The 22,847-nt window shown below is 69.7% G+C and carries 20 protein-coding genes and 1 riboswitch; of the genes, 11 read left to right on the top strand and 9 right to left on the bottom strand.

Annotated features, from left to right (window positions below):
• The first annotated feature begins 74 nt into the window (after positions 1-74).
• The 3 genes from KIK09_RS33180 (at position 75) to KIK09_RS33190 (ending at position 3,173) form a co-directional block, all read left to right on the top strand.
• A complete protein-coding gene (locus KIK09_RS33180; protein ID WP_308164425.1) occupies positions 75-1,703 on the top strand; it encodes a heparinase II/III domain-containing protein in 1,629 nt (542 codons plus the stop codon).
• A 71-nt stretch (positions 1,704-1,774) separates the two neighbouring features.
• On the top strand, positions 1,775-2,605 hold the full coding sequence (locus KIK09_RS33185; RefSeq protein WP_214323345.1) for an alpha/beta fold hydrolase: 831 nt from the start codon (positions 1,775-1,777) through the stop codon (positions 2,603-2,605).
• Positions 2,598-3,173: a TetR/AcrR family transcriptional regulator gene (locus KIK09_RS33190; RefSeq protein WP_214323346.1), complete on the top strand. Its 576-nt coding sequence runs from the start codon at positions 2,598-2,600 to the stop codon at positions 3,171-3,173. Before KIK09_RS33185 ends, KIK09_RS33190 begins: the two co-directional genes overlap by 8 nt.
• Here KIK09_RS33190 and cimA read toward each other — a convergent pair.
• Both cimA and KIK09_RS33200 read right to left on the bottom strand, forming a co-directional pair.
• Positions 3,170-4,747, bottom strand: coding sequence for a citramalate synthase (cimA, locus tag KIK09_RS33195; protein ID WP_214323347.1), 1,578 nt, complete (start codon positions 4,745-4,747; stop codon positions 3,170-3,172). The genes KIK09_RS33190 and cimA overlap by 4 nt on opposite strands.
• Positions 4,748-4,949: 202 nt before the next feature.
• Positions 4,950-5,591 carry a DsbA family protein gene (locus KIK09_RS33200; protein WP_214323348.1) on the bottom strand — a complete coding sequence of 214 codons (642 nt, stop codon included), beginning with the start codon at positions 5,589-5,591 and terminating at the stop codon, positions 4,950-4,952.
• Between the two features lie 26 nt (positions 5,592-5,617).
• On the opposite strand from KIK09_RS33200, the gene KIK09_RS33205 reads away from it, so the two are divergent.
• Complete coding sequence (locus KIK09_RS33205) at positions 5,618-6,262, top strand: O-methyltransferase (RefSeq protein ID WP_214323349.1); 645 nt, start codon at positions 5,618-5,620, stop codon at positions 6,260-6,262.
• Between the two features lies 1 nt (position 6,263).
• On the opposite strand, the gene KIK09_RS33210 is transcribed toward KIK09_RS33205, so the two are convergent.
• The 5 genes from KIK09_RS33210 to KIK09_RS33230 all read right to left on the bottom strand — a co-directional run bounded on the left by KIK09_RS33210 (position 6,264) and on the right by KIK09_RS33230 (position 10,074).
• Complete coding sequence (locus KIK09_RS33210; RefSeq protein ID WP_214323350.1) at positions 6,264-7,127, bottom strand: hypothetical protein; 864 nt, start codon at positions 7,125-7,127, stop codon at positions 6,264-6,266.
• Positions 7,124-7,375 carry a hypothetical protein gene (locus KIK09_RS33215; RefSeq protein WP_214323351.1) on the bottom strand — a complete coding sequence of 84 codons (252 nt, stop codon included), beginning with the start codon at positions 7,373-7,375 and terminating at the stop codon, positions 7,124-7,126. The genes KIK09_RS33210 and KIK09_RS33215 overlap by 4 nt, the downstream gene beginning before the upstream one ends.
• Positions 7,375-7,632 carry a hypothetical protein gene (locus tag KIK09_RS33220; RefSeq protein ID WP_214323352.1) on the bottom strand — a complete coding sequence of 86 codons (258 nt, stop codon included), beginning with the start codon at positions 7,630-7,632 and terminating at the stop codon, positions 7,375-7,377. The genes KIK09_RS33215 and KIK09_RS33220 overlap by 1 nt, the downstream gene beginning before the upstream one ends.
• 156 nt (positions 7,633-7,788) lie before the next feature.
• On the bottom strand, positions 7,789-8,886 hold the full coding sequence (locus KIK09_RS33225; RefSeq protein ID WP_214323353.1) for a branched-chain amino acid aminotransferase: 1,098 nt from the start codon (positions 8,884-8,886) through the stop codon (positions 7,789-7,791).
• A 138-nt stretch (positions 8,887-9,024) separates the two neighbouring features.
• Positions 9,025-10,074, bottom strand: a complete 1,050-nt coding sequence (locus tag KIK09_RS33230) for a 3-isopropylmalate dehydrogenase (protein WP_214323354.1) — start codon at positions 10,072-10,074, stop codon at positions 9,025-9,027.
• A 99-nt stretch (positions 10,075-10,173) separates the two neighbouring features.
• Positions 10,174-10,315: riboswitch (cyclic di-AMP (ydaO/yuaA leader) on the top strand.
• Between the two features lie 21 nt (positions 10,316-10,336).
• Here KIK09_RS33230 and KIK09_RS33235 point away from each other — a divergent pair.
• The gene (locus KIK09_RS33235; protein WP_214323355.1) at positions 10,337-10,906 is read left to right on the top strand and encodes a C40 family peptidase; all 570 of its coding nucleotides are present in this window, start codon (positions 10,337-10,339) and stop codon (positions 10,904-10,906) included.
• A 589-nt stretch (positions 10,907-11,495) separates the two neighbouring features.
• Here the strand turns inward: KIK09_RS33235 and KIK09_RS33240 are convergent.
• A complete protein-coding gene (locus KIK09_RS33240) occupies positions 11,496-12,659 on the bottom strand; it encodes an ROK family transcriptional regulator (protein WP_214323356.1) in 1,164 nt (387 codons plus the stop codon).
• A 98-nt stretch (positions 12,660-12,757) separates the two neighbouring features.
• Here KIK09_RS33240 and KIK09_RS33245 point away from each other — a divergent pair, with 98 nt between their 5' ends.
• From KIK09_RS33245 to KIK09_RS33265, 5 genes are all read left to right on the top strand, one after another.
• Positions 12,758-13,849 (top strand): sugar ABC transporter substrate-binding protein, encoded by a 1,092-nt coding sequence (locus tag KIK09_RS33245; protein ID WP_214323357.1) that lies wholly within the window; start codon positions 12,758-12,760, stop codon positions 13,847-13,849.
• The gene (locus KIK09_RS33250) at positions 13,850-14,569 is read left to right on the top strand and encodes an ATP-binding cassette domain-containing protein (protein WP_214323358.1); all 720 of its coding nucleotides are present in this window, start codon (positions 13,850-13,852) and stop codon (positions 14,567-14,569) included.
• On the top strand, positions 14,566-15,750 hold the full coding sequence (locus KIK09_RS33255) for a sugar ABC transporter permease (RefSeq protein WP_214323359.1): 1,185 nt from the start codon (positions 14,566-14,568) through the stop codon (positions 15,748-15,750). The genes KIK09_RS33250 and KIK09_RS33255 overlap by 4 nt, the downstream gene beginning before the upstream one ends.
• Positions 15,747-16,610, top strand: a complete 864-nt coding sequence (locus tag KIK09_RS33260; protein WP_214323360.1) for an ROK family protein — start codon at positions 15,747-15,749, stop codon at positions 16,608-16,610. The genes KIK09_RS33255 and KIK09_RS33260 overlap by 4 nt, the downstream gene beginning before the upstream one ends.
• A 488-nt stretch (positions 16,611-17,098) precedes the next feature.
• Entirely contained in the window at positions 17,099-20,083 is a 2,985-nt protein-coding gene (locus KIK09_RS33265; RefSeq protein ID WP_214323361.1) for a DUF11 domain-containing protein, read from the top strand.
• A 44-nt stretch (positions 20,084-20,127) separates the two neighbouring features.
• Here the strand turns inward: KIK09_RS33265 and serA are convergent, their stop codons facing one another.
• Positions 20,128-21,717, bottom strand: coding sequence for a phosphoglycerate dehydrogenase (serA, locus tag KIK09_RS33270; RefSeq protein ID WP_214323362.1), 1,590 nt, complete (start codon positions 21,715-21,717; stop codon positions 20,128-20,130).
• Between the two features lie 237 nt (positions 21,718-21,954).
• Here serA and KIK09_RS33275 point away from each other — a divergent pair, with 237 nt between their 5' ends.
• Entirely contained in the window at positions 21,955-22,812 is an 858-nt protein-coding gene (locus KIK09_RS33275) for a hypothetical protein (RefSeq protein WP_214323363.1), read from the top strand.
• Positions 22,813-22,847: the final 35 nt, after the last annotated feature.

The following is a 22,847-nucleotide window of genomic DNA, read 5'->3' on the forward strand; positions in this document are numbered from 1 at the left end:
GCATCCGGCTTGACCGGTAGATCAGGATTCCGTCAGCATGTCTCGCCCTCATCGTTCATGCGGAAGGAACCGGCGTGCGCCGCCTCGCGATACCCCTTGCCCTCGTGCTGGCCCTCGGCGCCGTGACGAGCCCTGTCCATGCCGACACGAAGGTCAAGCGCACCGCTCAGTGCCAGGGCGACTGGCTGCCCGCCACGCCGACCGCGGACGACGTCATGCGCGGCGACATCTCGCTGGTCGGGCTGCCGTCGTACAAGCTGGGCAAGAAGATCAACTGGGGCGCGAGCCCGTACCACAACCGGTCCTGGGAGTTCGTCTTCCAGTCGCTGCGCTGGATGGGCACGCTGGTCGTGGCCTACGAGGACACCGGCGAGCAGCCCTACCTCGACCGGGCCAAGGAGATCGCCAAGGACTGGGTGGACCACAACAGGCGCGGCGCCCCCGGCACCAAGCCGTACGTGTGGAAGGACCACCCCGTCTCGCTGCGCTCCCAGGCGCTGATCTGCCTGAGCATGCACGTCAAGGACGACTGGCTCAAGGACAGCCTCAAGGAGCACGCCAAGCTCCTGTCCGACCCGCGGTTGTACAAGAAGGGCCACAACCACGGGATGGACCAGGACATCGCGCTGATGGGGATCGGCTGCCGCTACGGCCGGTCGGACTGGACCGCCCTGGCCAACAAGCGCCTGGTCGGCACCGTCAAGCTGGACGTCGACTCGCAGGGCGCGCTGATGGAGCAGGCGCCTCGCTACGCGGTCTACGTGTACGGCAGGCTGCAGGTCGCGATGGAGAACATGCGCGCCTGCGGCCGCAAGGTGCCCGGCGAGGTCGCCAGCCGCGCCGACGCGCTCAAGGACTTCGTCGCCCACGCCACCCAGCCCAACGGCTACATGGTGCCCATCGGCGACGGCGACGCCGAGACCGAGCCGAAGATGGACACCGGCACCCCGAAGGACGCGGTCAAGGTCTACAAGGCCGGGTACGTCTTCGGCCGCACCGAGTGGAACAAGCCCGACTCGGCGTTCTACTCCATCCGCTTCGGTCCCGGCATGAAGTTCCACGGCCACGAGGACCACCTGGGCGTCACCTACTACGCCAAGGGCCGCGACATCCTGGTCGACGGCGGCTTCAACTCCTACGAGAAGAGCACCTACCGCTACTGGACGCTCGGCCCGACGGCGCACAACATCCCCGTCGTGGTGGGCGAGCGCTTCAGGCCCCGTACGGCAAGCAAGCTCGCCCAGACGGCCTACGGCAAGGACCGACAGGCCTTCCAGCTGACCGACAAGGCCTACGGCACGGCCAGGACCCGCTCGGTGCTGGTCAACCACGGCGAGGACTTCATGGCGGTGCTCGACAGCGCCGCGGGCGGCAAGAAGATCCAGAGCCTGTGGCGCTTCGACCCGTCGCTGAAGGTCGTCTCGAACGGGGGCGGCCGGGTCGTGCTGTCCGACGGCAAGTTCCGCGTCACGCTGGTGCAGCTGTCCGGGTGCAAGCCGATCGGCGGCCAGCGGGTGGAGCGCGGCGGCAAGCTGGGCTGGGTGTCGCCCGCGTACCTGTCCAAGCAGCGGACCAACGTGGTGGTCTCGCCCGCGGCCTCCGACCTGCTCACCGTCATCGTGCCCGGCGACTCGCCCAGCGTGTCCTGCTCGGGCGGCAAGGTCTCCGTGGAGGGCGTGAAGCTGCCGGCCAAGCTCCTCTGAGCCCCTGTTGACGCCGCTTGGCTAATGGTATTAGCCTCCTGGCTATAGAAAGTAGCCACTTGGAGGCGGCCATGATCCTGAACATCGACGGTGGGCAGCTCGCATACGACGTCATCGGCGAAGGCCCGCTGATCGTCCTGGCCCACGGCATGGGCGACAACCGCTCCGCCTACGCCGAGCTCGCCGACAGGCTGGCCGCCTCCGGTTACCGGGTGGCCAGCCTGGACCAGCGCGGCCACGGCGAGTCGAGCGTCGGCTGGTCCTCCTACACCCGCACCGACGCGGCAGGCGACCTGCTGGCGCTGGTGCGGCACCTGGGCGGGCCCGCCGTCCTGGTCGGCCACTCCTTCGCCGGCGGCGCCGCGACGATCGCCGCCGCCCAGGAGCCGGACCTGGTGACGGCCGTCGTCGAGATCAGCCCGTTCACCCGGGCGCAGAAGATGGACGTGGGCGCGCTGTTCTCCAACGCCCGCTACCGCAAGGGCATGAGGCTGCTGATGGGCACCGGCCTGCTGCGCAGCGTCGGCATCTGGAAGAGCTACCTCGACCACGCCTACCCCGGCACCAAGCCCGCCTCCTACGCCGGCCACATCGCCGACCTCGAGGCCGACCTGCGCCGCCCGGGCCGGATGGCCGTCGTCGCCAAGATGGGCATGTCGGCCCCCACCGACGCCGGCGCCCGCCTGGCCGACCTGCGCTGCCCCGCCCTGGTCATCGAGGGCAGCCTCGACCCCGACTGGTCCGACCCGCAGGCGGAGGGCGAGGGCATCGTCGCCGCGATGCCCGCCGGGCTCGGCCGCGTGGAGATGATCGAGGGCGCGGGGCACTACGCCCACGTCCAGTTCCCCGACGAGGTCGCCGCCGCCGTCCTGCGCTTCCTCAAGGACGAGGCCCGTGGCTAGGGCGGCGCTCTCCGCCGAAGCGGTGGTGGACGTGGCGCTGCGGATCGTCGACGCGTCGGGGCCGGGGGCGCTCACCCTGGCCGCCGTGGCGGCCGAGGCCGGGGTGGCCACGCCCTCGCTCTACAAGCACGTGCGCAACCTGGCCGAGCTGCGGGAGCTGGTCTCTGCGCGCGTCCTGGGCGAGCTCGCCGACCAGGTCGGCGCGGCCGTGCTCGGGCGATCGGCGGACGAGGCGATCAGGGAGCTCATGCTGGCCTGGCGCCGCTACGTCCTGGCGCACCCGCACCGCTACGCCGCCGTCAACCAGGCCCCCGTGCCCGGCACGATCGCGGCCGGGTCACGCGTCATCGACATCATGCTCGCGGCGCTGCGCGCCTACGGCTTCACCGACTCGGCCGCCGTCCACGCGGCGCGCTGCCTGCGCGCCGCCGTCCACGGCTTCGCCATCCTCGAGGCGGAGGCCGCCTTCGGCCTCCCCGAGGACCTGGACGAGACCTACGATCGGCTCATCGCCCTGCTGATCACCGGCCTCGGCGAGGGCTCCCCGCAGGGAGCCCGGGCGCGCTAGGAGGGCTCGCGACCGGCGCGGAGGAGGCCGTAGGTGACCGCCTGCTCCAGTGCCTGCCAGGAGGCGTCGATGATGTTCTCGGCGACGCCGACGGTGGCCCACTCGCTGGTGTCGTCGCTGGAGGTGATCAGGACGCGGGTGATGGCGTCCGTGCCGTGCGTGCCCTCGAGTATGCGGACCTTGTAGTCGACGAGCTCCAGCTTGGCCAGCTCCGGGTAGAGCTTCTCCAGCGCCAGGCGGACCGCGCGGTCGAGGGCGTTGACGGGGCCGTTGCCCTCCCCGGTGGCCACGATGCGCTCCCCCTTGGCGTGCAGCTTGACCGTCGCCTCGCTGACCAGCTCGCCGCCCTTGGTGCGCTCGACGATGACGCGCCAGGACTCCACCTCGAAGTGGCGCCTGCGCTCGCCGTGGACGGTGTCGCGCAGCAGCAGCTCGAAGGAGGCGTCGGCGGCCTCGAAGGTGAAGCCGCGGGACTCGAGGTCCTTGACGCGGTCGACGAGCGTCCTGGTGTGCTCGGGCGTCAGCGTGTAGCCCAGCTCGCGGCCCTTGAGCTCGACGGAGGCGCGCCCGGCCATGTCCGAGACGAGCATGCGCATGTCGTTGCCCACCGCGGCGGGGTCGATGTGCTGGTAGAGGTTGGGGTCGACCTTGATGGCGCTGGCGTGCAGGCCGGCCTTGTGCGCGAAGGCGGAGGTGCCGACGTAGGGCGCGTGCGAGTTGGGCGTGACGTTGGTGACCTCGGTGATGGCGTGCGCGATGCGGGTCATGTCCGCGAGCGCCGTCGGGGGCACCAGGTCGAAGCCGCGCTTGAGCTGCAGGTTGGCCACTACGGTGAACAGGTTGGCGTTGCCCGACCGCTCGCCGTACCCGTTGGCGCAGCCCTGGACGTGCGTGGCGCCGGCCCTGACGGCGGCCAGGGTGTTGGCCACGGCGCAGCCGGTGTCGTCGTGGCAGTGGATGCCGACCCTGGCGCCCAGCTGCGCGACGTCGTGCACGACCTCGCCGAGCTCGTCGGGCAGCATGCCGCCGTTGGTGTCGCACAGGGCGATGACGTCGGCTCCCGCCTCGGCGGCGGCGAGCAGCACCTCACGGGCGTAGGCTGGATTGGACTTGTAACCGTCGAAGAAGTGCTCGGCATCGAGGAAGACTCGCTGTCCCTCCGCACGAAGGTGAGAAACCGTATCGCGGATCATCGCGAGGTTCTCCTGGAGAGTCGTACGGAGGGCCAGCTCCACGTGCCGGTCGTGGCTCTTGGCGACAAGAGTCACGACCGGCGCGCCGGATTCGCGCAAGGCGGCTACCAGAGGGTCATCTGCGGCCTTCACACCGGCCCGGCGGGTCGCGCCGAACGCGGTGAGTTGCGCGTGCTTCAGGTCGAGCTCGGTTCGAGCCCGCCGGAAGAATTCGGTGTCCTTGGGGTTGGCGCCGGGCCAGCCCCCCTCGATGAAGCCGACGCCCAGCCCGTCCAGGTGACGCGCGATCGCCAGCTTGTCGGCCACCGTGAGGTTGAGGCCCTCCTGCTGGGCGCCGTCGCGGAGCGTCGTGTCGTAGACGTGGAATCTGTCGTCGGCCATCCGAAAGTCTCCTTGAGAAAACGTTCTGTTTTCTGAAAACAAAAAGACCCCTCACGGACGTGAGAGGTCTGCGCGCTGGCGGTGTCCCTTGTCAGCCAGCGCGCCTGCCGATAATGAGCAGACCGTAGAACATGGTGCGAACGAGTCTGCCACATGGAGTCACCATGTGGCACATCGATCTCACGTTGTGGACAGCAAGCTTTCAGACAGTGGTTCCCGAGCCGCCGGTGATGGCCTGCTCGAGCGCGGCGGGGTCGAAGGCGGCGTCGCCGAGCTGCTGCCCGTTCAGGACCACGGTGGGCGTGCCGTCCAGCGGGATCCTGCCCGACTGGGCCACGTGCTCCTGGGCGTAGGACTGGCGGGTGATGCACGAGTCCGCGTCGGTGGCGCCCGCCTGGTGGGCCGCCTTGACCAGTTCCTCGACGGTGAAGCCCGAGGCCTCGCCGTGGGGTGCGGGCTGCATGCCGTACAGCTCGTCGCGGAAGGCCAGCCAGCTGGTCTCGGGGACGCAGCGCGCGGCCGCGGCGGCGCGGATGGAGTTGGAGCGCATCGGCTCGTCGCGGAAGATCGTCACGGTGTGGAAGACGATCTTGACCTTGCCCTCCCTGGCCAGCCTGAGCAGGGTGTCGTTGACCCTGCTGTGCAGTTCCTTGCACACCGGGCAGTCGAAGTCCTCGTAGAGGTCCAGGACGGGCGCGCCGGCCTGCGATGCGGCGAGCACCATCGAGCCGTCCTGCTGCCGCAGCAGTCCCGCCGCCTCGGCCGATCTCCCGGGCGCCGCGAGGGCGACGATGCCGAGGACGGCCAGTGCCGACACGGCGGCGATCAAGAACCTCGTTCTCACCGTGGTGACCCTACACAATGGGGTTCATGAAGGCATTTCTCCTCGATGAGGCCGTAGCCCGGTACATCCTCGACCACTCCACCCAGCCAGACGCCCTGCTGCAGGAACTGGCGGAGGAGACGCGCGCCGCTACCGGCAACAGCGCCGGCATGCAGATCGCGGCGGACCAGGGCCAGTTGCTCACCATGATCACCCAGCTGATGGCGCCCCAGGTGGCGGTGGAGGTGGGCACGTTCACCGGCTACTCGTCGCTGTGCATCGCGCGCGGGCTGTCGGGCGGCCGTCTGCACTGTTTCGACGTGAGCGAGGAGTGGACGGCGATCGCCCGCCGGTACTGGGAGAAGGCCGGGGTGGCCGACCGGGTCACGCTGACGCTGGGGCCCGCGGTGGAGACGCTCGCGGCCTTCGACGAGCGGATCGACCTGGCCTTCCTCGACGCCGACAAGCCCAACTACCCGGCCTACTACGAGCTGCTGGTCAGCAGGCTGCGCCCGGGCGGGCTGCTCATGGTGGACAACACGCTGTGGACCGGGTACGTGGCCGACCCGGCGCACAACGAGGCGACCACGGTGGCGATGCGCGAGTTCAACGACCTGGTGGCGGAGGATCCGCGGGTGAGCGTGGTCATCCTGCCGGTCGCCGACGGGCTCACCCTGGTCAGGAAGCGCTAGCTCACCACCAGAGCTTCAGCACCATGCGGATGACGTCCCTGTCCTTCTGCTTCTCCGCCTCCGAGAGCAGCTCGTAGGGCAGCCGCTGCTCGGGCGAGGCCCACTCCCCGTTGCGCACCAGCCATTTGTCGTGCACCACCGAGGAGGCCCGCTCCATGAACTCGGGGCCGTGGACGTCGACGCCGTACGCGCGGGCCTCGTCGACCAGCTGAACGCCGATGCGGGCCGACTCCTTGTTCTCGAGCTGCCAGTCGGCGGGCAGGTGGCGGTAGCGGGTGTTGGCGATGTCTACCTGGTCGGTGCCGTGCTTCCTGATCCAGGCCTGGTCCGTGGTCGTCTTCATCCTGGGGTCGTAGGTGCCGTCCGGCAACCGGCGCCCCGCCCGCCACTCGTCGTGGAAGCGGGCGGCCACGCGATTGACCCTGCGCTTGGTCAGGGTCTTGGACATGCCGCGCATGATCGCGCCGATGCGGGCCGTGATCTCGCGGAGCCGGTGGACCAGCTTCGCGGCCATGGCCCTGAGCCTGACGAGCAGCTCGGGGTGGACCATCACGGCCACGGCGAGCGCGCCCAGGCCGACCAGGATGCCCTCGGCCCACACCAGCACGCCCCTGGTGAGACGCAGGATGTCGGCCGTCTTGGAGAAGCGGGTCGCGAGGTGGTCGGCCACGTTCGCCTCGGCCAGGTGGGCGTCGAGCGCGTCGCTGGCGGGGCCGCTGTTGCCGGCGGCCAGCACCTGGGCGCCGCGGCCCGACTCGGCGAGGCTCCTGTGGTGGGCGGCGGCCCGGTCCAGCTCCGCGATGTGCCGGTCGATGCCCTCCACGCCGGGCAGCGACTCCACGCCGAGCAGCGCGAGCCCGCTCACGCCTGCTCGGCCCGTTCGTTGACCGCGGCCATGAGCACCTGCCCGTCGCCGACCCTGCGCAGCGTCCGCGCGAGCTGCTCGCACGACTGGCGCAGGCCCTCGCGCAGCTCCCGGTACGGCCCCGCGAGCTCCTCGAACGGCACCGGCTCGTCCTGCGCCCAGCTCAGCCCCCGCTCGTACTCCTCGGCCAGCCTGCCGAACGAGCGCCCCGAGGCGTCCCGTCCTGAGGCGTCGATGATGACCTCCATCAGTCCCCCAGTTTCCTGATCGTGTCGTCGAGCAGCGCGGTCAGGTGCTCGAAGTCGCGGGCCGCCTGAATCTCCAGCTCGTCCAGCCGCCTGGCCACGTCGCCGGGATCGAAAGCGGGTGGTGCCACGTGGCTCGCCTGAGCCGCGCGCACCACCCGGAGCAGCCGCTCGGCCAGGTCCTCCGACCCCAGCCGCATGGCCCGCGGATCGATGCGAATCCGCGTGACAAAACCGTCTTCGCCGACATCGGCGCTCATTAAGCCATCCATGATCAGCGAGAGTCTAAACCAGGACAATTCCACCGTCGATGGTCCGGGTCGCCCCTGTGGCGAACGGCTGGGTGATGAACGACAGGTAGGCACGGGCGACGTCGTCCACCTCCCCCACCCTGCCGGCCGGGATAGCGGAAGAGATCAAGCGATCTTGTGGATCCAGCCGTGGGCGTCGGGGCGGGAGCCGTACTGGATGCCGACGAGCTCCTCGCGGACGCGCATCGTCACCGGCCCGGGGGTGCCGTCACCGATGGTCCAGGCGCGGTCGGCGCCCTTGACGGAGCCGACCGGCGTGACCACCGCGGCCGTGCCGCAGGCGAAGACCTCCGTGAGCTCGCCCGACTCCGACGCGGCCTGCCACTCGTCGATGCTGATCGTGCCCTCCTCGGCCTCGAGCCCGAGGTCGGCGGCGAGCGCCAGGATCGAGTCGCGGGTGATGCCCGGCAGCAGCGTCCCGGTCAGCTTGGGCGTGAGCAGCTTGTCGCCGAAGACGAAGAACAGGTTCATCCCGCCCATCTCCTCGACGTAGCGGTGCTCGTGGGCGTCGAGCCAGACCACCTGGTCGCAGCCGTTCTCGACGGCCTGGCGCTGGGCGACGAAGGCCGCGGCGTAGTTGCCGCCGCACTTGGCGGCGCCGGTGCCGCCGGGGGCGGCGCGGGTGTACTCGGTCGACAGCCACACCGACACCGGCTTGATGCCGCCGGTGAAGTAGGAGGCGGCCGGAGAGGCGATGACCATGTAGGTGTAGGTCTTGGACGGGTAGTTCACGCCCAGGCCGACCTGCGTGGCGATGATGAACGGGCGCAGGTAGAGGCTGTGCCCCTCGGTCGTCGGGACCCATTCGCGGTCGGCCTGGACGAGCAGCTCCAGCGACTCGGCGAAGGCGTCCTCGGGGAGCTCCGGCATGGCCATGCGCAGGCAGGAGCGGTTGAACCTGGCAGCGTTGGCGTACGGGCGGAACGTCACGATGGAGCCGTTGACCTGCCGATAGGCCTTGAGGCCCTCGAAGAGCTCCTGGGCGTAGTGGAAGACCGAGGTCGCCGGGTCGAGGGAGAGCGGCCCGTAGGGGTGCAGGCGCGCGTCGTGCCAGCCCTGGCCCTCGGTGAAGTCGATCGAGACCATGTGATCGGTGAAGTGCTGACCGAACCCCGGGTTCGCCAGTACCTGCTCCCGCTCGGCCGCGGTGCGAGCGTGGTCGGATAGCTGCACGTCGAAGCTGAGCTTCTGAGCAATGGTCATGACGCGGGTTCCTTCTCTCTACGGTGCCAGATAAGTACTAGTGTCTCGCTATTTGGGATGGCAAGGGTTGTCGGGCATGAAAAAGCGCCTGGCGTTCCTTTGGAGGAACCGCCAGGCGCGTTTCTGAGCTAGGCGGCCCTAGCCGGCTACTCGCGCGGTGATGTCGTCACCGATCTCCTGCGTCGTACGGCCGGCCCGGCCGGAGACCCGGTCGAGGATATCGTCGGCCACGGCCTGCTCGACCTTGGCGGCCTCGGCGTGCAGGCCGAGATGGTCGAGGAGCATGGCGACGGAGAGGATCGTGGCCGTCGGGTCGGCCTTGCCCTGGCCGGCGATGTCGGGGGCGCTGCCGTGCACGGGCTCGAACATGCTGGGCGCGGCACCCTCGGGGTTGATGTTGCCGCTGGCCGCCAGGCCGATGCCGCCCGCGATGGCGGCGCCGAGGTCGGTGATGATGTCGCCGAACAGGTTGTCGGTGACGATCACGTCGAAGCGCTCGGGCTGGTTGACGAAGAAGATCGTGGCCGCGTCGATGTGCACGTAGTCGGTCTCGACGTCCGGGTACTCCTCGGCCACCCGGTCGACGGTGCGCTGCCACAGGTCGCCGGCGAACGTCAGCACGTTGGTCTTGTGCACGAGCGTGAGCTTCTTGCGCGGGCGCGACTTGGCCTTGTCGAAGGCGTAACGCACGACGCGCTCGACGCCGTAGGCGGTGTTGATCGACTCCTGGGTCGCGACCTCGTGCGGCGTGCCCTTGCGCATGATGCCGCCCGTGCCCGCGTACAGGCTCTCGGTGCCCTCGCGGACCACGATCATGTCGATGTTCTCGGCGGGCGTGTCGGCCAGCGGGGTCCCCACGCCGGGCAGCAGCTTGATCGGCCGCAGGTTGACGTAGTGGTCGAAGTCGAAGCGGATGCGCAGCAGCAGGTCGCGCTCGAGCAGGCCCGGCGGCACCTTGCGCGGGTCGCCGACGGCACCGAGCAGGATCGCGTCGTAGCCGCGCAGCTCCTGCAGCACCGAGTCGGGCAGCACCTCACCGGTCCTGTGGTAGCGCTCGGCGCCCAGGTCGTAGTGAGTGATGTCGAACTTGGGCCCGACAGCCTCCAGGACCTTCAGCCCCTCGGCCACGACCTCGGTACCGATCCCGTCGCCGGGGACGACGGCCAGGCGAATGTTGCGCGACTCCATGGCCGGTACCTTACCTGCTCGTCTCGACCACCGAACACCTCATCTCATTTCCCGGACATGCCGTTTTACCCGATTTGCGCCTCTTTGACCGTTTCGTTAGAGTCCCCCCAGCCTAATCAGCGGAGCCTTTCCGCAGAGCCGGGGACCCACTTTTCCCCCGGGGCGAATCCGATCTTTTCGGTAGGGCGCCTTCCACGTCCGAGCCCGTCAGCTAACCCGGCCGGCCTCATGGAAGGACAGACCTCTGTCTACCATCGCCACTTTGGCCCTCCTGGCGGTCACCGCCACGTCCCCCACCCACGCGGTCACCGCCACATCCCCCACCCCCTCCTCCGACTCGAACGTCACCCTCACCGGGCAGCAGGTCAAGCAGGCCCAGGTGTCCGATCTCCCGACCCCCGCGTGGAAGATCGCCCTGAAGTTCGCGATGTCCAAGCGCGGCACGCCCTACGTCTGGGGCGGCACAGGCAACGGCGGCTTCGACTGCTCCGGCCTGATGCTCCGCGCGTACGGCAAGGCGGGCATCACCCTCCCCCGCATCGCCGCCGACCAGTACTCGGCCTTCTCCCGCAAGATCGCCTGGAAGGACCTCCGGCCCGGAGACCTGGTCTTCTTCCACGACTTCGGCCACGTCGGCATGGTCTCCCGCCCGGGCTTCATGGTCGACGCGCCCCACACGGGCGACGTGGTCAAGGAAGAGCCCCTGTCGGACTGGCGCCGCTCCAGCTTCGCCGGCGCCGTCCGCCCCGACCCCAAGGGGGTCAAGCAGTGGGTCAAGCAGATCAAACTCCGCAAAACCCCTGCCCCCTCCATGCCCACCGCCACGCTGTAACTCCTTCTTTTTAGGGCGGCTTGCTGTCTGTATCGCGGTTCTTGCTCTCGACAGGCAAGCCTCCGCTGTACGGCAAGCCGCCCCCACCGCCGCCCACCGTCGCGGCTTACCGGCGCGCTCACGGCGCCACGCTCACAGTGCGCCGCCACCTCGCCGCCACGACGCCAGGGACCCACTTACCCAGGTCCTTGCGTCCCGCCGTATGGGGGCGTCATGCGAGAGGCGCCGTACAAGGCGCCGCCTGCCACCGCACCACGTCTCGCCGACCCGGCGCCCGGTAGGAACCTGGGTGCTGCAGGGATTCGGGACCCCTGCTACTCCTCCCGGCGCCGGGTCGGTGAGATGCGGGACGGCGGTCGGCGGCGCCCAGGTACGGCGCCCTCGCACGACGCCCCCGTACGGCGAGCAAGCCGGGCCCACGTACCCGGGTCCCGGGCGCCGTGACGGCGGGATCGCGGTGTCTTGTGAGGGACACGCCGGGCGCGCGCCGGGAAGCCACGGCGGCGGGCGGCCGGTAGGGCGGCTTGCCGTACAAGAGAAAGACTCAGCAACCCCAGAGCTAGAAGACTCAGCACCTCGAGAAGAGGAATTACCCGCGCCGGGAGTTGAAGATCAGGTCCCAGGCGCGGGAGCGGGCGTGGGCGACGGCGCCGAGAAGGACGCCGCTGTCCCCGAGGGCGCTGGGGACGACCATGGGCCTGAGCGGGCCGAGTTCGTCGATGCGCGACTGGATGGCGTCGCCGAGCAGGTCGAGGTTGCGCCCCACCCCGCCGCTGAGCACGATGACCTCGGGATCCAGGACGGCGGCCACCGCCACCAGGAGGGCGCCGACGCGGCGGCCCTCCGCCTCCACGACCGAGCGCGCCACCGGATCGCCGGCCGTGGCGGCCGAGAAGACCTCCTTCGCCGTGGCGAGGTCGAGGCCGGCCGAGCGGGCCGCGCGCACCACGCCGGGCGCGGCGGCGACCGCCTCCGTGGAGCCGTGCGCCTGGAGGTCGCCGGAGTCCAGCGGGTCCTCCGCGGCCGGGACGTAGGAGACCTCGCCCGCCGCGCCCCTGGCACCCACGTAGAGCTCGCCGTTGACGACGATGCCCATGCCGACGCCCGTGCCGATGGAGACGAGCGCGAAGTTGCTCTTGCCCTGCCCCTCGCCGTAGGCGTGCTCGCCGACCGCGGCGAGGTTGATGTCGTTCTCGATGACGAGGTCGACCTCGAGCGCCGAGCGCAGCCGCTCGGCGATGTCCGGGTCGGGCAGGTTCGGGGCGAACAGCAGCTTGCCCGCCGCCGGGTCGTAGACGCCGGGGGTGCCGACGACCGCGCAGGTGATCGAGGTCCAGGCCAGGTCGGCCTCGCGGGCCGCGGCCCTGGCCAGCTGGTCGACCACGGTGGCCAGCTCGGCGGAGCTGCGCGCGGTGTTGCGCCCGTCGGTGCGGCCGACGAAGGCGCCCCGCAGGTCCGCGATCGCCACCCTGATCCAGTCGCGGCCGATGTCGATGCCCGCGACGTGCGCGGAGCCGGCGTTCATGTCGTAGAGGGACGTGACAGGACCCGGCCTGCCGGAGACCTCGCCGACGAGATGGACGAGCCCGTCCTCCTCGAGCCCTGCCAGCGCGGCCGACACCGTCGGCTTGGACAGCCCGGTGATCTTGGCCAGGTCGGCACGCGACGCGGGACCGTGCTCATGGAGCTGGTCGAGCAGCCGTCGCTCGTTCAGCACCCGCAACAGCCGCGGATTACCCAGCTCACCCCGCATCTTTCGCCTCCTCGAAGGAGAACTCTAGCCAATACCCCTGATAGTAAATTACCTTTCTTACCAAGCAGCCAGCAGAAGGCTCGAGAGGACGATGTGCGATGCATCGAGCATGGCGAACAATCCCCATTGCGGCGGTCCTGCTGGCCGCTGCCTGCGGGAACAGCACGACCACCGCCAACCAGTCACAGGCGCCGGCCACCGGTGGGAAGGGCGGGACGATCGCGCTGTTCCTGCCCGAATCCAAGACCACCCGGTACGAGGCGTTCGACCGCCCGCTGTTCGAGGCCAAGGTGAAGGCGCTCTGCGCCGACTGCAAGGTCCTCTACAGCAACGCCGAGCAGGATCCCGCCAAACAGCAACAGCAGGTGGAGGCGGCGATCACGCAGGGCGCCAACGTCCTGGTCCTCGACGCGGTCGACGCCAACGCGGTCGCGCCGCTGGTCAACCAGGCCAAGCAGAAGAACATCCCGGTGGTCGCCTACGACCGGCTGATCTCCGGCATCGACTACGCCTACTACGTCTCGTTCAACAACGTGCGCGTGGGCGAGATGCAGGGCCAGGCCCTGCTCGACGCGATGAACGCGCGCGGCACCGCGGACAAGGGCCAGATCGTGATGATCCACGGCTCCCCGACCGACCCGAGCTCCGCCGACTACAAGAAGGGCGCCAAGAGCGTCCTGGACGGCAAGGTCAAGGTGGGCAGGGAGTTCGACACTCCCGACTGGAGCCCGGACAAGGCCCAGCAGGAGATGGAGCAGGCCATCACCGCCATCGGCCGTGACCAGGTCGTCGGCGTCCTGAGCGCCAACGACGGCATGGCGGGCGGCGCGATCGCGGCCATGAAGCGGGCCGGCTACAAGATGCTGCCGCCCATCACCGGCCAGGACGCCGAGCTGGCCGCCGTCCAGCGCATCCTGACGGGCGAGCAGTACATGACCATCTACCTGGACATCAGGTCGGAGGCGGAGAAGTCCGCCGAGCTGGCCGTCTCACTCGTCAAGGGCGAGAAGCCGCAGGCGACCGACAAGGTCAACAACGGCACCGCCGACATCCCGGCCTTCCTCCTCGACCCCATCGCGGTCACCGCGGACAAGATCAAGGACACGATCGTGAAGGACAAGTTCTACACGGTCGACCAGATCTGCACCGCAGAGGTCAAGCAGGCCTGCGCGAAAGCTGGCATCCAGTAAATGCTCAGCGCGAAGGACATCACCAAGCGGTACGGCGCGGTCCAGGCTCTCAGCGGCGCGAGCCTGGACCTGCGCGAGGGCGAGGTCGTGGCGCTGGTCGGCGACAACGGCGCGGGCAAGTCCACCCTGGTCAAGACCATCGCCGGGGTCGTCAACCCCGACTCGGGCACGATCACCATGGACGGCGAGCAGGTCAGGATCAGCACTCCGCACGACGCCCAGGCCCTGGGCATCTCGACCGTCTACCAGGACCTGGCGCTCTGCGAGAACCTCGACGTGGTGGCCAACCTCTTCCTCGGCACCGAGCGCAGGAGGTTCAGCCTCCTGGGTCACATCGCCATGGAGAAGGCCACCGTCGAGCTGCTCCACCAGCTCGACGTGCGGATCAGGGACATCAGGGTCCCCGTCGCCATGCTGTCGGGCGGGCAGCGCCAGTCCGTGGCCATCGCCAGGGCGCTGATCGGCGAGCCTCGCGTGGTCATCCTCGACGAGCCCACTGCGGCGCTCGGCGTGGAGCAGACCGCGCAGGTGCTCGCCCTGATCAGGCGGCTGCGCGAGCGCGGCCTCGCGGTGCTGGTCATCTCGCACAACCTCGCCGACGTGCGCGCGGTGAGCGACCGCGTGGTGGTACTGCGGCTGGGACGCAACGAGGGCGAGTTCGAAACGGCCACCGCGACTCAGGAAGAGATCGTGGCCGCCATCACAGGAGCGAGGCAATGACGGACACGCTGGTGCGCAAGCCGTACACCCCGAAGGTCGCGGTGGAGCGGCTGCGCCAGGGCGATGTGGGCGCCTGGCCGGTCGTCGGCGGGCTGGTCGCGATCGCGATCGTGTTCAGCCTGCTCAACGACCGCTTCCTGGCGCCGGTGAACCTGACCACGCTGGCGCTGCAGATGGCCGCGACCGGCACGATCTCGCTGGGCATCATCATGGTGCTGCTGCTCGGTGAGATCGACCTGTCGGCCGGCTCGGTCAGCGGGCTGTGCGCCACGATCATGACGATCCTGCACGTCAAACAGGGCTGGAACCCGCTGCTCGCGATCCTGGCCGCGCTGGTGATCGGGGCGGCGATCGGGCTCGTGCACGGGCTGATGCTGACCAAGCTGCGGATGCCGTCGTTCGTGGTCACGCTGGCCGGGTTGATGGGGTGGCTAGGCCTGCTGCTCTTCCTGCTGCGCGAGGGCGGGACGATCAACCTGCCGTTCACCGGGTTCATCTCCAAGCTGAGCGACACCTGGCTGCCCGGCTGGCTGTCGTGGGGGCTGGTCGTGCTGCTCGTGGCGCTCTCCGGCGGCTCCTCGCTGCTGGCACGGCGGGCCAGGCTGGCCGCCGGGCTGCCGGTGACGCCGCTGTGGTGGCTGCTGGCCAGGACCGCGGGGCTGGCCGTGCTGCTCTCCGCCGTGGTGGTGATCATGTCGGCGGACCGGGGCGTCCCGCTGCTGCTGATCATCTTCGCCGGCCTGGTGGTGCTCTTCGATCTCATCCTGCGCAACACCACCTTCGGCCGGCACATCTACGCGGTCGGCGGCAACGCCGAGGCCGCCCGCCGGGCCGGCATCAACGTCGTCAGGATCAGGATCCTGGCGTTCATGCTGGCCTCCACGCTGGCCACGGCCGGGGGCATCCTGGCCGCGAGCCGCCTGTCGGCGGTCAACCAGGCCTCGGGCGGCAGCGACATCCTGCTCATGGCGATCGCGGCGGCCGTCATCGGCGGCACCTCGCTGTTCGGCGGGCGCGGCCGCGCCTACGACGCCCTGCTCGGCGTGCTGGTCATCCAGGCCATCACCAACGGCATGTTCCTGCTCAGCGTGGACTCCTCGGTGCGCTTCATGGTCACCGCGGCGGTCCTGGCGCTGGCCGTGGCCATCGACTCGCTGGCCCGCAGAGGCGCGGCCCGGTGAGCCGGGTCCTGGGCATCGACGTCGGAGGTACGAAGGTCGCGATCGGGATCTCCGGCGCCGACGGTCCGTTCATCCTGACGCGGACCAGGCTCGACACCGGCCCCGACACACTCGTCCGCGCGCTCGCGGCGGCCAGGGCGCTCGACGGCGCCCCCGCCGCGGTCGGCTTCTCCACCTGCGGCGTGATCCGCGACGGCGTGGTACGGCTGGCCCCCAACGTGCCCGGCTGGGAGGGGCTCGAGCTGCCGAGGCTGCTGAGGGAGGAGTACGGTGCCACCCCGGTGGCGATCGACAACGACGTGAACGCGGCCGCGGCGGCGGAGCTGCGCTGGGGCGCGCTCCAGGACGTCTCGACCGGGCTCTACTTGAACCTGGGCACGGGCCTGGCGGCGGCGCTCGTGGTGGGCGGCCGGGTGGTGCCCGGCGCGCACGGCGCCGCGGGCGAGATCGGCTACGTGCAGGTGCGGCCCGGCGAGCCGGCCTTCGCCGACGGCCGGGCGCCGCTGGAGGAGGTCGTCTCAGGCAGCGCGCTCGCCGCCCAGGGCAGCGCGCTGCTCGGCCGTCAGGTCACGGCCGCCGAGGTCCTGTCCGCTGCCGACGGCTCCGTGACAGGCCTGGTGGACCAGGCGCTGGACACGCTGGCGATGAGCGTGGCCAACCTGTGCGCGATGGTCGACCCCGAGTGCCTGGTGGTCGGCGGCGGCATGATGGGCGCCGCCGAGCTGATCCTGCCCAGGCTGGCGGCCGAGCTCCGGCGGGCGGTGCCGTTCCCGCCCGAGATCAGGGCGGCCAGGTTCGCCGACGACGCGCCGCTACTGGGCGCGCTGGCCCTGGCTCACGCCGCCACGCAGCCTGGCTAGCGTTCGGTGGGTGCACCGCCGTTGTCCCTGCGGTCCAGGGCGGTCTGCAGGGCCTCGGCGGCCTCGTCCTTGCCTTCCTCGGATCGGTTCCAGGGATACATCTCGTACATGAGTCTCATCTCTCTACGCGGGCGCGGGATGAACGGGGAGCCGGACTCCGGTCGCGAATCCGACCGGGCCTGATGCTCGCGAGATCCGGATCGCGGACCTCCGGAGGGAAGGGACTTATCGGCCGACACACGCCACTCCACCGCGGCGAGTCGTCGACCTGCCCTAACAGGCCCCGCCGCGGCAGGTAATAAGTACGAGAACCTGGCGCATTAGTCGCCAGGTTACCTCGGAATCTCGTTGGATGTCCTAGCATCTCACATGCTGAGACGCATCGAGTGATCGCCCTGCGTGACCGGCTGAGTACGTCCTACTCATGCGGCGAGCGCGAAGCGGCCCCACCGTAGGCGCCAGACGGTACCTAGGGAGGGGAAGCAACCATGCGTTTAACCCGTCTGGCCGCCCTCGTGGCGAGCCTGCTCGTCGCCGCGCTGCTGTCGGCTGCGCCGGCGCACTCCGCGGCCACCCGGCCACTCGCTCTGACCATCACCAAGGTCAAATGCATCGACGACTGCCGCAACGACGGCCTGGAGAGCGATGGCGAGTCGGCCGCCGACTTCTTCGCCCTGGTCTGGATCGACGGTGTCCAGCGGCCCAGACCTCCCCGAGCCCCCGACGACCAGGAGGAGGTGACCCCGTTCTGGGTAGTCCCCGCCGACGTGGACTCGACGCACACGCAGGTGCCCATCACCATCCAGATCTGGGACTGGGACACCACCTCCGGCCACGACCTCGGCGATGCCAGCCCGAACAACGGCGACAACAACCTCGACCTGACCGTCTCGATGGACACCGGCCGCTGGACCGGTGACGTCAACTGGCCGCAGTCGTGCTCCATCGGCGACGGCGGCGATGACGACGAACCGCGGGTGGAGGTCTGCTTCGACATCTCCACCGACTCCACCACCGGCGACTCCGACGGCGACGGCCTGCTGGACGGCTGGGAGCGCAACGGCTACAACGACAACGACGACTCGGTCATCGACGTGGATCTGCCCAGGATGGGGGCCAAGCCCGATCACAAGGACCTCTTCGTCGAGCTGGACTACGTGGGCGACCACTTCCCCTCCAAGGAGGACGTGGAGGCCGTCAGGGCGGCCTACGCCGCCGCCCCCGTCGACGCGGGCGGGGTGCGCAATCCGGACGGCAAGCGCGGCATCACCTTCCACCTGGACATGGGGGCGCGGGCCGACTCCGACCTGCGCGAGGGACAGGCCAAGGGCACCTGCGGCGACGGGATCGACAACGGCGGCGACGGTGACATCGACGGCGCCGACTCCGACTGCACGTTCCTCGACGGCAGCGTCGAGGACCCCCAGACCGGCAACTGCCTCGACAACGTCGACAACGTCGACAACGACGGAGACCACAAGACGGACGCCTATGACGACGACTGCCTGATCGGCGACGACTTCCATGATCTGTGGAAGGGGAGCGAGCTGACCGGCGTGACCCCGTTCTGCGGGTTCAACGGCGACGGCTTCTACAACACCAAGCGGATGGCCTTCGACCCGGCCAGGCGCTTCATCTTCCACTACGGGATCAGCCTTGACAGCTCGGCCGGTTGTGGCAAGGGCGGGCAGGGCGAGATCGGCGGCAACGACATCGTCGATCACAACGGCACTGGCCGCACGCTCTTCCACGAGCTCGGTCACAACCTCGGGCTGCGACACGGCGGATTCGAGAACAACCCCTGCAAGCCCAACTACGTCAGCCTGATGAACTACACCTACAAGCCGGGCATCCCACGCCAGGACGGCGGAGCCATCCTGGACTACTCCCCGCCGCGCACCACGCTGGACGGCTCCGCCCGGGACAGTGCTCCGCTCGCCCCGCTGGTGGAGAACATACTCAACGAGAACGTCATCGTGGATCCCGGCGACAAGGTCAACCGCTTCAACTTCACCGACAAGAAGGGCAGCCTTGCACCCCACGACCTCGACGCCAATCCGGACTGGGACGGTGACGGCGCCGACCCGCCGTACGAGAACCCGGTGACCGCCAACATCGACAACGCCGATCCCAGCGGCAATCCCAAGAAGTGCGTCAACACCAGCACCACCAGCACGCTCAAGGGTTACGACGACTGGAGCCACATCTCCCTGCCGTTCCGGGACTCCGGCGACTCCTCGGACGCCCCCGTCAACCCCGAGACGGAACCCGAGCCCACCGAGCAGGAGATCCAGCAGCTGTGGCGGACGTTGAACACCGCCGACCTGTCGGTTGCCCTGTCCGACTCCCCCGACCCGGTCGGCGCGGGCACCGACCTCACCTACACGGTGACCGTGCGCAACGCCGGCCCTGCTCCTGCGACCTCGGTCCTGGCCAAGGTCACCTTGCCGTCGGACCTCACCTACGTCGGCAGCACCGCCGCGTGCAACGCCGCCGGCTGCCATCTGGGTGAGATCCCGGCGCACGGGCAGCGTTCCTTCGCCGTGACCGCCCACGTCCCTGAGGACCTCGTCCACCGCAACGGCGGACCCAAGACCGTCACCGCCGGCGTCGAGGTCTCCAACCAGGCGGGCCCCGACCCCGACTCCTCGGACAACCGGGCCCAGGAGAGCACCAAGGTCGTCGCGATGGCCGATCTGGCGGTGACCGGGCTGACCGCCACCGCGCCCGACCAGCTCCTCATCGGCCAGACCCAGCAGATCCCGCTCCACGTGACGGCCGCGAACAAGGGTCCTTCCACCCCGATGAACGCCACCGTGAAGCTCTCCGCGAGCGCCGAGTCGGGCGCCTCGATCACCCCGTCCACCGGCGAGCTGTCCGTGCCCGCCCTGGCCGTGGGCAGCCCGCGCGAGCTCGACGCCAGCTTCACGGTCGGCTGCACGCGGCCCGGCCACCACACCTACGAGCTGGCCTCCTCGATCGAACCGGCCAGTGCGGAGGACATCGATCCCGAGCCGGGCAACAACACGCGCACCGTCGAGTTCACCCTCGACTGCGTGGTCCCCGTGGCGGTCAACATCAAGCCCGGGAGCAACCCCAACTCCATCAACCCGCCGAACGCACTCGTCCCGCTGGCGGTCCTGACGACCTCAGCAGGTGAGTACGGCCTGCCACTCGCCTTCGACGCGACCACCGTCCAGCCCCTCACCGTGCGGTTCGCCCCGCGCGGGACGGCGTGGGCCGGCAACGGCGCGAGCGAAGTGCACCAGCGCGGGCACATCGAGGATTCCGTCGAACGAGGAGAACGCGAAACCGTCCGCGACGGCGACGCCGACATGGTCCTGCACTTCAACTCCGGTGACGCCGGCCTGCAGCCGAGCACGACCGAGGCCTGCGTCAAGGGCTCGTTCACCGGAGAGGGCGGGCGGGTCTACCGGTTCTTCGGCTGCGACGCGGTCCGCGTCCTCGGGTAGAACCCACGGGCGGGTACGGCATGCCGTACCCGCCCGTTCGGGGCTCAGTCCTCCAGGTCGACCGTGCGGCCGCTCTCGGCGCCGATCTCCGTGGTGATCTGGTCCACGACGTCCGCGGGGATCGCGGAGTCGACCGTGAGGGCGATCAGGGCCTTGCCGCCCTTGGTGTCGCGGGCCACCTGCATCGAGGCGATGTTGACCCCGGCCTCGCCGAGGAGGCGGCCGACCACGCCGACGATGCCGGGACGGTCGGTGTAGGTGAAGAACGACAGGTGCGCCGTCGGCTCGATCTCCATCTCGTAGCCGTTGACCTCGACGATCTTCGTGATCTGCCGCGGCCCCGACAGCGTGCCGGAGACCGACACCTGGCGGCCGTCGGCCAGCACGCCGCGGACCGTGACCACGTTGCGCCAGTCGGGGCTCTCGGAGCTGGTGACCAGCTCGACCTCGATGCCGCGCTCCTTGGCCAGCAGCGGGGCGTTGACGTAGGTGACCTGCTCCTCGATGACGTCGGCGAAGACGCCCTTGAGCGCGGCCAGCTCGATGACCCGCACGTCCTGGGAGGCGATCTCGCCGCGGACCTCGACGTCGAGCTTGGTGGCCACCTCGCCGGCCAGCGCGGTGAAGACGCGGCCCAGCTTCTCGGCCAGCGGCAGTCCGGGCTTGACGTCCTCGGCGACGACGCCGCCCTGCACGTTCACCGCGTCGGGCACGAACTCGCCGGCCAGCGCCAGCTTGACGCTGCGGGCGACCTGAGTGCCGGCCTTCTCCTGGGCCTCGTGGGTGGAGGCGCCCAGGTGCGGGGTGACGACGACCTGGTCCAGCTCGAACAGCGGGCTGTCGGTGCAGGGCTCCTTGGAGAACACGTCGATGCCCGCGCCCGCGACCCTGCCCTCCTTGATCGCCGAGTAGAGCGCGCCCTCGTCCACGATGCCGCCGCGGGCCACGTTGATGATCCGCACGTTGGGCTTGACCTCGTGCAGCTCCTTGTCGCCGATGAGGCCGACGGTCTCCTTGGACTTGGGCAGGTGGACCGTGATGAAGTCGGCCTGCCGGATGACCTCCTCCAGGCTGACCAGCTTGACGCCCATCTGCGCGGCGCGGGCCGGCGGCAGGTAGGGGTCGTAGGCGATCAGCTCGACGCCGAACGGCTGCAGGCGCTGGGCCACCAGCTGGCCGATCTTGCCGAGGCCGAGGATGCCGATGACCTTCTCGTCCAGCTCGACGCCGGTGTACTTGGACCGCTTCCACTCACCGTTCTTCAGCGCGGCGTGCGCCTGGGCGGTGTTGCGGGCGCTGGCCAGGATCAGCGCGAGCGTCTGCTCGGCGGCGCTGGTGATGTTGGAGGTGGGCGCGTTGACGACCATGACGCCGGCCTTGGTCGCGGCCTCGACGTCGACGTTGTCCAGGCCGACTCCGGCGCGGGCGACCACGCGCAGCTTGGGCGCGGCCGCGATGGCCTCGGCGTCGATCTGGGTGGCGGACCGCACGATCACCGCGTCCACGTCCGCCAGGGCGGGCAGCAGCTGCGAGCGGTCGGCGCCGTCGGTGTGGCGGACCTCGAAATCGTTGCCGAGCACGGCGAGGCCTGCCGGGGACAGCTCCTCTGCGACCAGTACGACGGGCTTTGTCACGAGTGGATCCTTATGGGGCATGCGGCGGGCTGAGGGACACGTCAACGGGCCCCTCGGGATCCTTCTGAGTGTATCCACGCTTGTGAACGCATTCACGAGGGTCCCGGGATCTGAGACGCGTGGCGCCCTACCCAGAGCGTCGCAAAGTCATCCACGTTGAACCCATCTTTGTCTTGATCGGGAGATTTGTTGGCGATTAGCCTGTTAAGCCGTGGCCAACTACCTATGGTTCGTCATATGAGCATCGGGAATCCTGCGCTTGCCGACGTGCTCGCCCAGCATGGCGCCCCGCACCGCCTGCTGGCAGCGCTCGCCGACGGTGGGGTCCTGGTAGCCGTGCGGCCAGATCGCTCCGTCGTCCTGGGCACCACCCAGGCCGGCGACCGGGTGCTGCTCGGATACACCGGGCCTGTGACCTACGCCAGGCACCGTGGCAGCCATTCCCTGTCGGCCTGTGACGCCGACACCATCCTGGACATCCAGCGCGTCACCGGGGTCCGGGAAATCGTGATCGACGCGGCGGGTCCGGCGGCGGCAGCCGTACCGATCGACGACCTGCAGCGTTATCTGACCTCGACCCGCACGGGACCGACGCCGGTGCTGTCGGGGGCCGCGCCCGCGGCCTACGCGACGGGGGCGATGGCCACCATCTCGCGAGGGGGCGCGCCGGTCGCGCAGGTCGCTCCCCCCATCCCCGAGGCGCCGTCGCTGCCCTGGATCCCGGCGCCGCGGCCGCACCTGTCGGGGCCGATGCAGCAGGTGGACCCCGGGTACCGCCGGTGCGCGCACCCGATCCTGCCCGCGCTGCGGTACGCGATCGCCCAGTTGCTCATGGACTACCCGCTGGTGCACCACGTGTGGATCTCCGAGGCGAGCACGGCCTCCGGGGCGCCGGGGATCATGCTGCACGTCAAGGTGCACATGTCGGCGGCCGAGGACGTGGTGCGCGACCTGCACAGGGGCGTTCGGGCGCGGTTACCGCAGTTCGCGGCCAGCGGGGCGCCGATCCTGATGGCCCGGGTGGCGGACGCCCGCAGCGAACGGCGGATGATCGAGATCGGCGCGCACGTGGTGTGCGCGGACGTGACAGACTGAAACCCTTACAAACAAGCGCTCGGTAGGCTTCAATG

The sequence above is a fragment of the Nonomuraea sediminis genome (genome assembly GCF_018531495.1).
Lineage (GTDB): Bacteria > Actinomycetota > Actinomycetes > Streptosporangiales > Streptosporangiaceae > Nonomuraea > Nonomuraea sediminis.

Coding starts and splice junctions, on each gene's coding strand:
- KIK09_RS33185 (WP_214323345.1), top strand. CDS start 1,775: ATGATCCTGAACATCGACGGTGGGCAGCTCGCATACGACGTCATCGGC.
- KIK09_RS33265 (WP_214323361.1), top strand. CDS start 17,099: ATGCGTTTAACCCGTCTGGCCGCCCTCGTGGCGAGCCTGCTCGTCGCC.
- KIK09_RS33245 (WP_214323357.1), top strand. CDS start 12,758: ATGCATCGAGCATGGCGAACAATCCCCATTGCGGCGGTCCTGCTGGCC.
- KIK09_RS33225 (WP_214323353.1), bottom strand. CDS start 8,886: ATGACCATTGCTCAGAAGCTCAGCTTCGACGTGCAGCTATCCGACCAC.
- KIK09_RS33250 (WP_214323358.1), top strand. CDS start 13,850: ATGCTCAGCGCGAAGGACATCACCAAGCGGTACGGCGCGGTCCAGGCT.
- KIK09_RS33240 (WP_214323356.1), bottom strand. CDS start 12,659: ATGCGGGGTGAGCTGGGTAATCCGCGGCTGTTGCGGGTGCTGAACGAG.
- KIK09_RS33230 (WP_214323354.1), bottom strand. CDS start 10,074: ATGGAGTCGCGCAACATTCGCCTGGCCGTCGTCCCCGGCGACGGGATC.
- KIK09_RS33275 (WP_214323363.1), top strand. CDS start 21,955: ATGAGCATCGGGAATCCTGCGCTTGCCGACGTGCTCGCCCAGCATGGC.
- KIK09_RS33215 (WP_214323351.1), bottom strand. CDS start 7,375: ATGGAGGTCATCATCGACGCCTCAGGACGGGACGCCTCGGGGCGCTCG.
- cimA (WP_214323347.1), bottom strand. CDS start 4,747: ATGGCCGACGACAGATTCCACGTCTACGACACGACGCTCCGCGACGGC.
- KIK09_RS33255 (WP_214323359.1), top strand. CDS start 14,566: ATGACGGACACGCTGGTGCGCAAGCCGTACACCCCGAAGGTCGCGGTG.
- KIK09_RS33205 (WP_214323349.1), top strand. CDS start 5,618: ATGAAGGCATTTCTCCTCGATGAGGCCGTAGCCCGGTACATCCTCGAC.
- KIK09_RS33220 (WP_214323352.1), bottom strand. CDS start 7,632: ATGAGCGCCGATGTCGGCGAAGACGGTTTTGTCACGCGGATTCGCATC.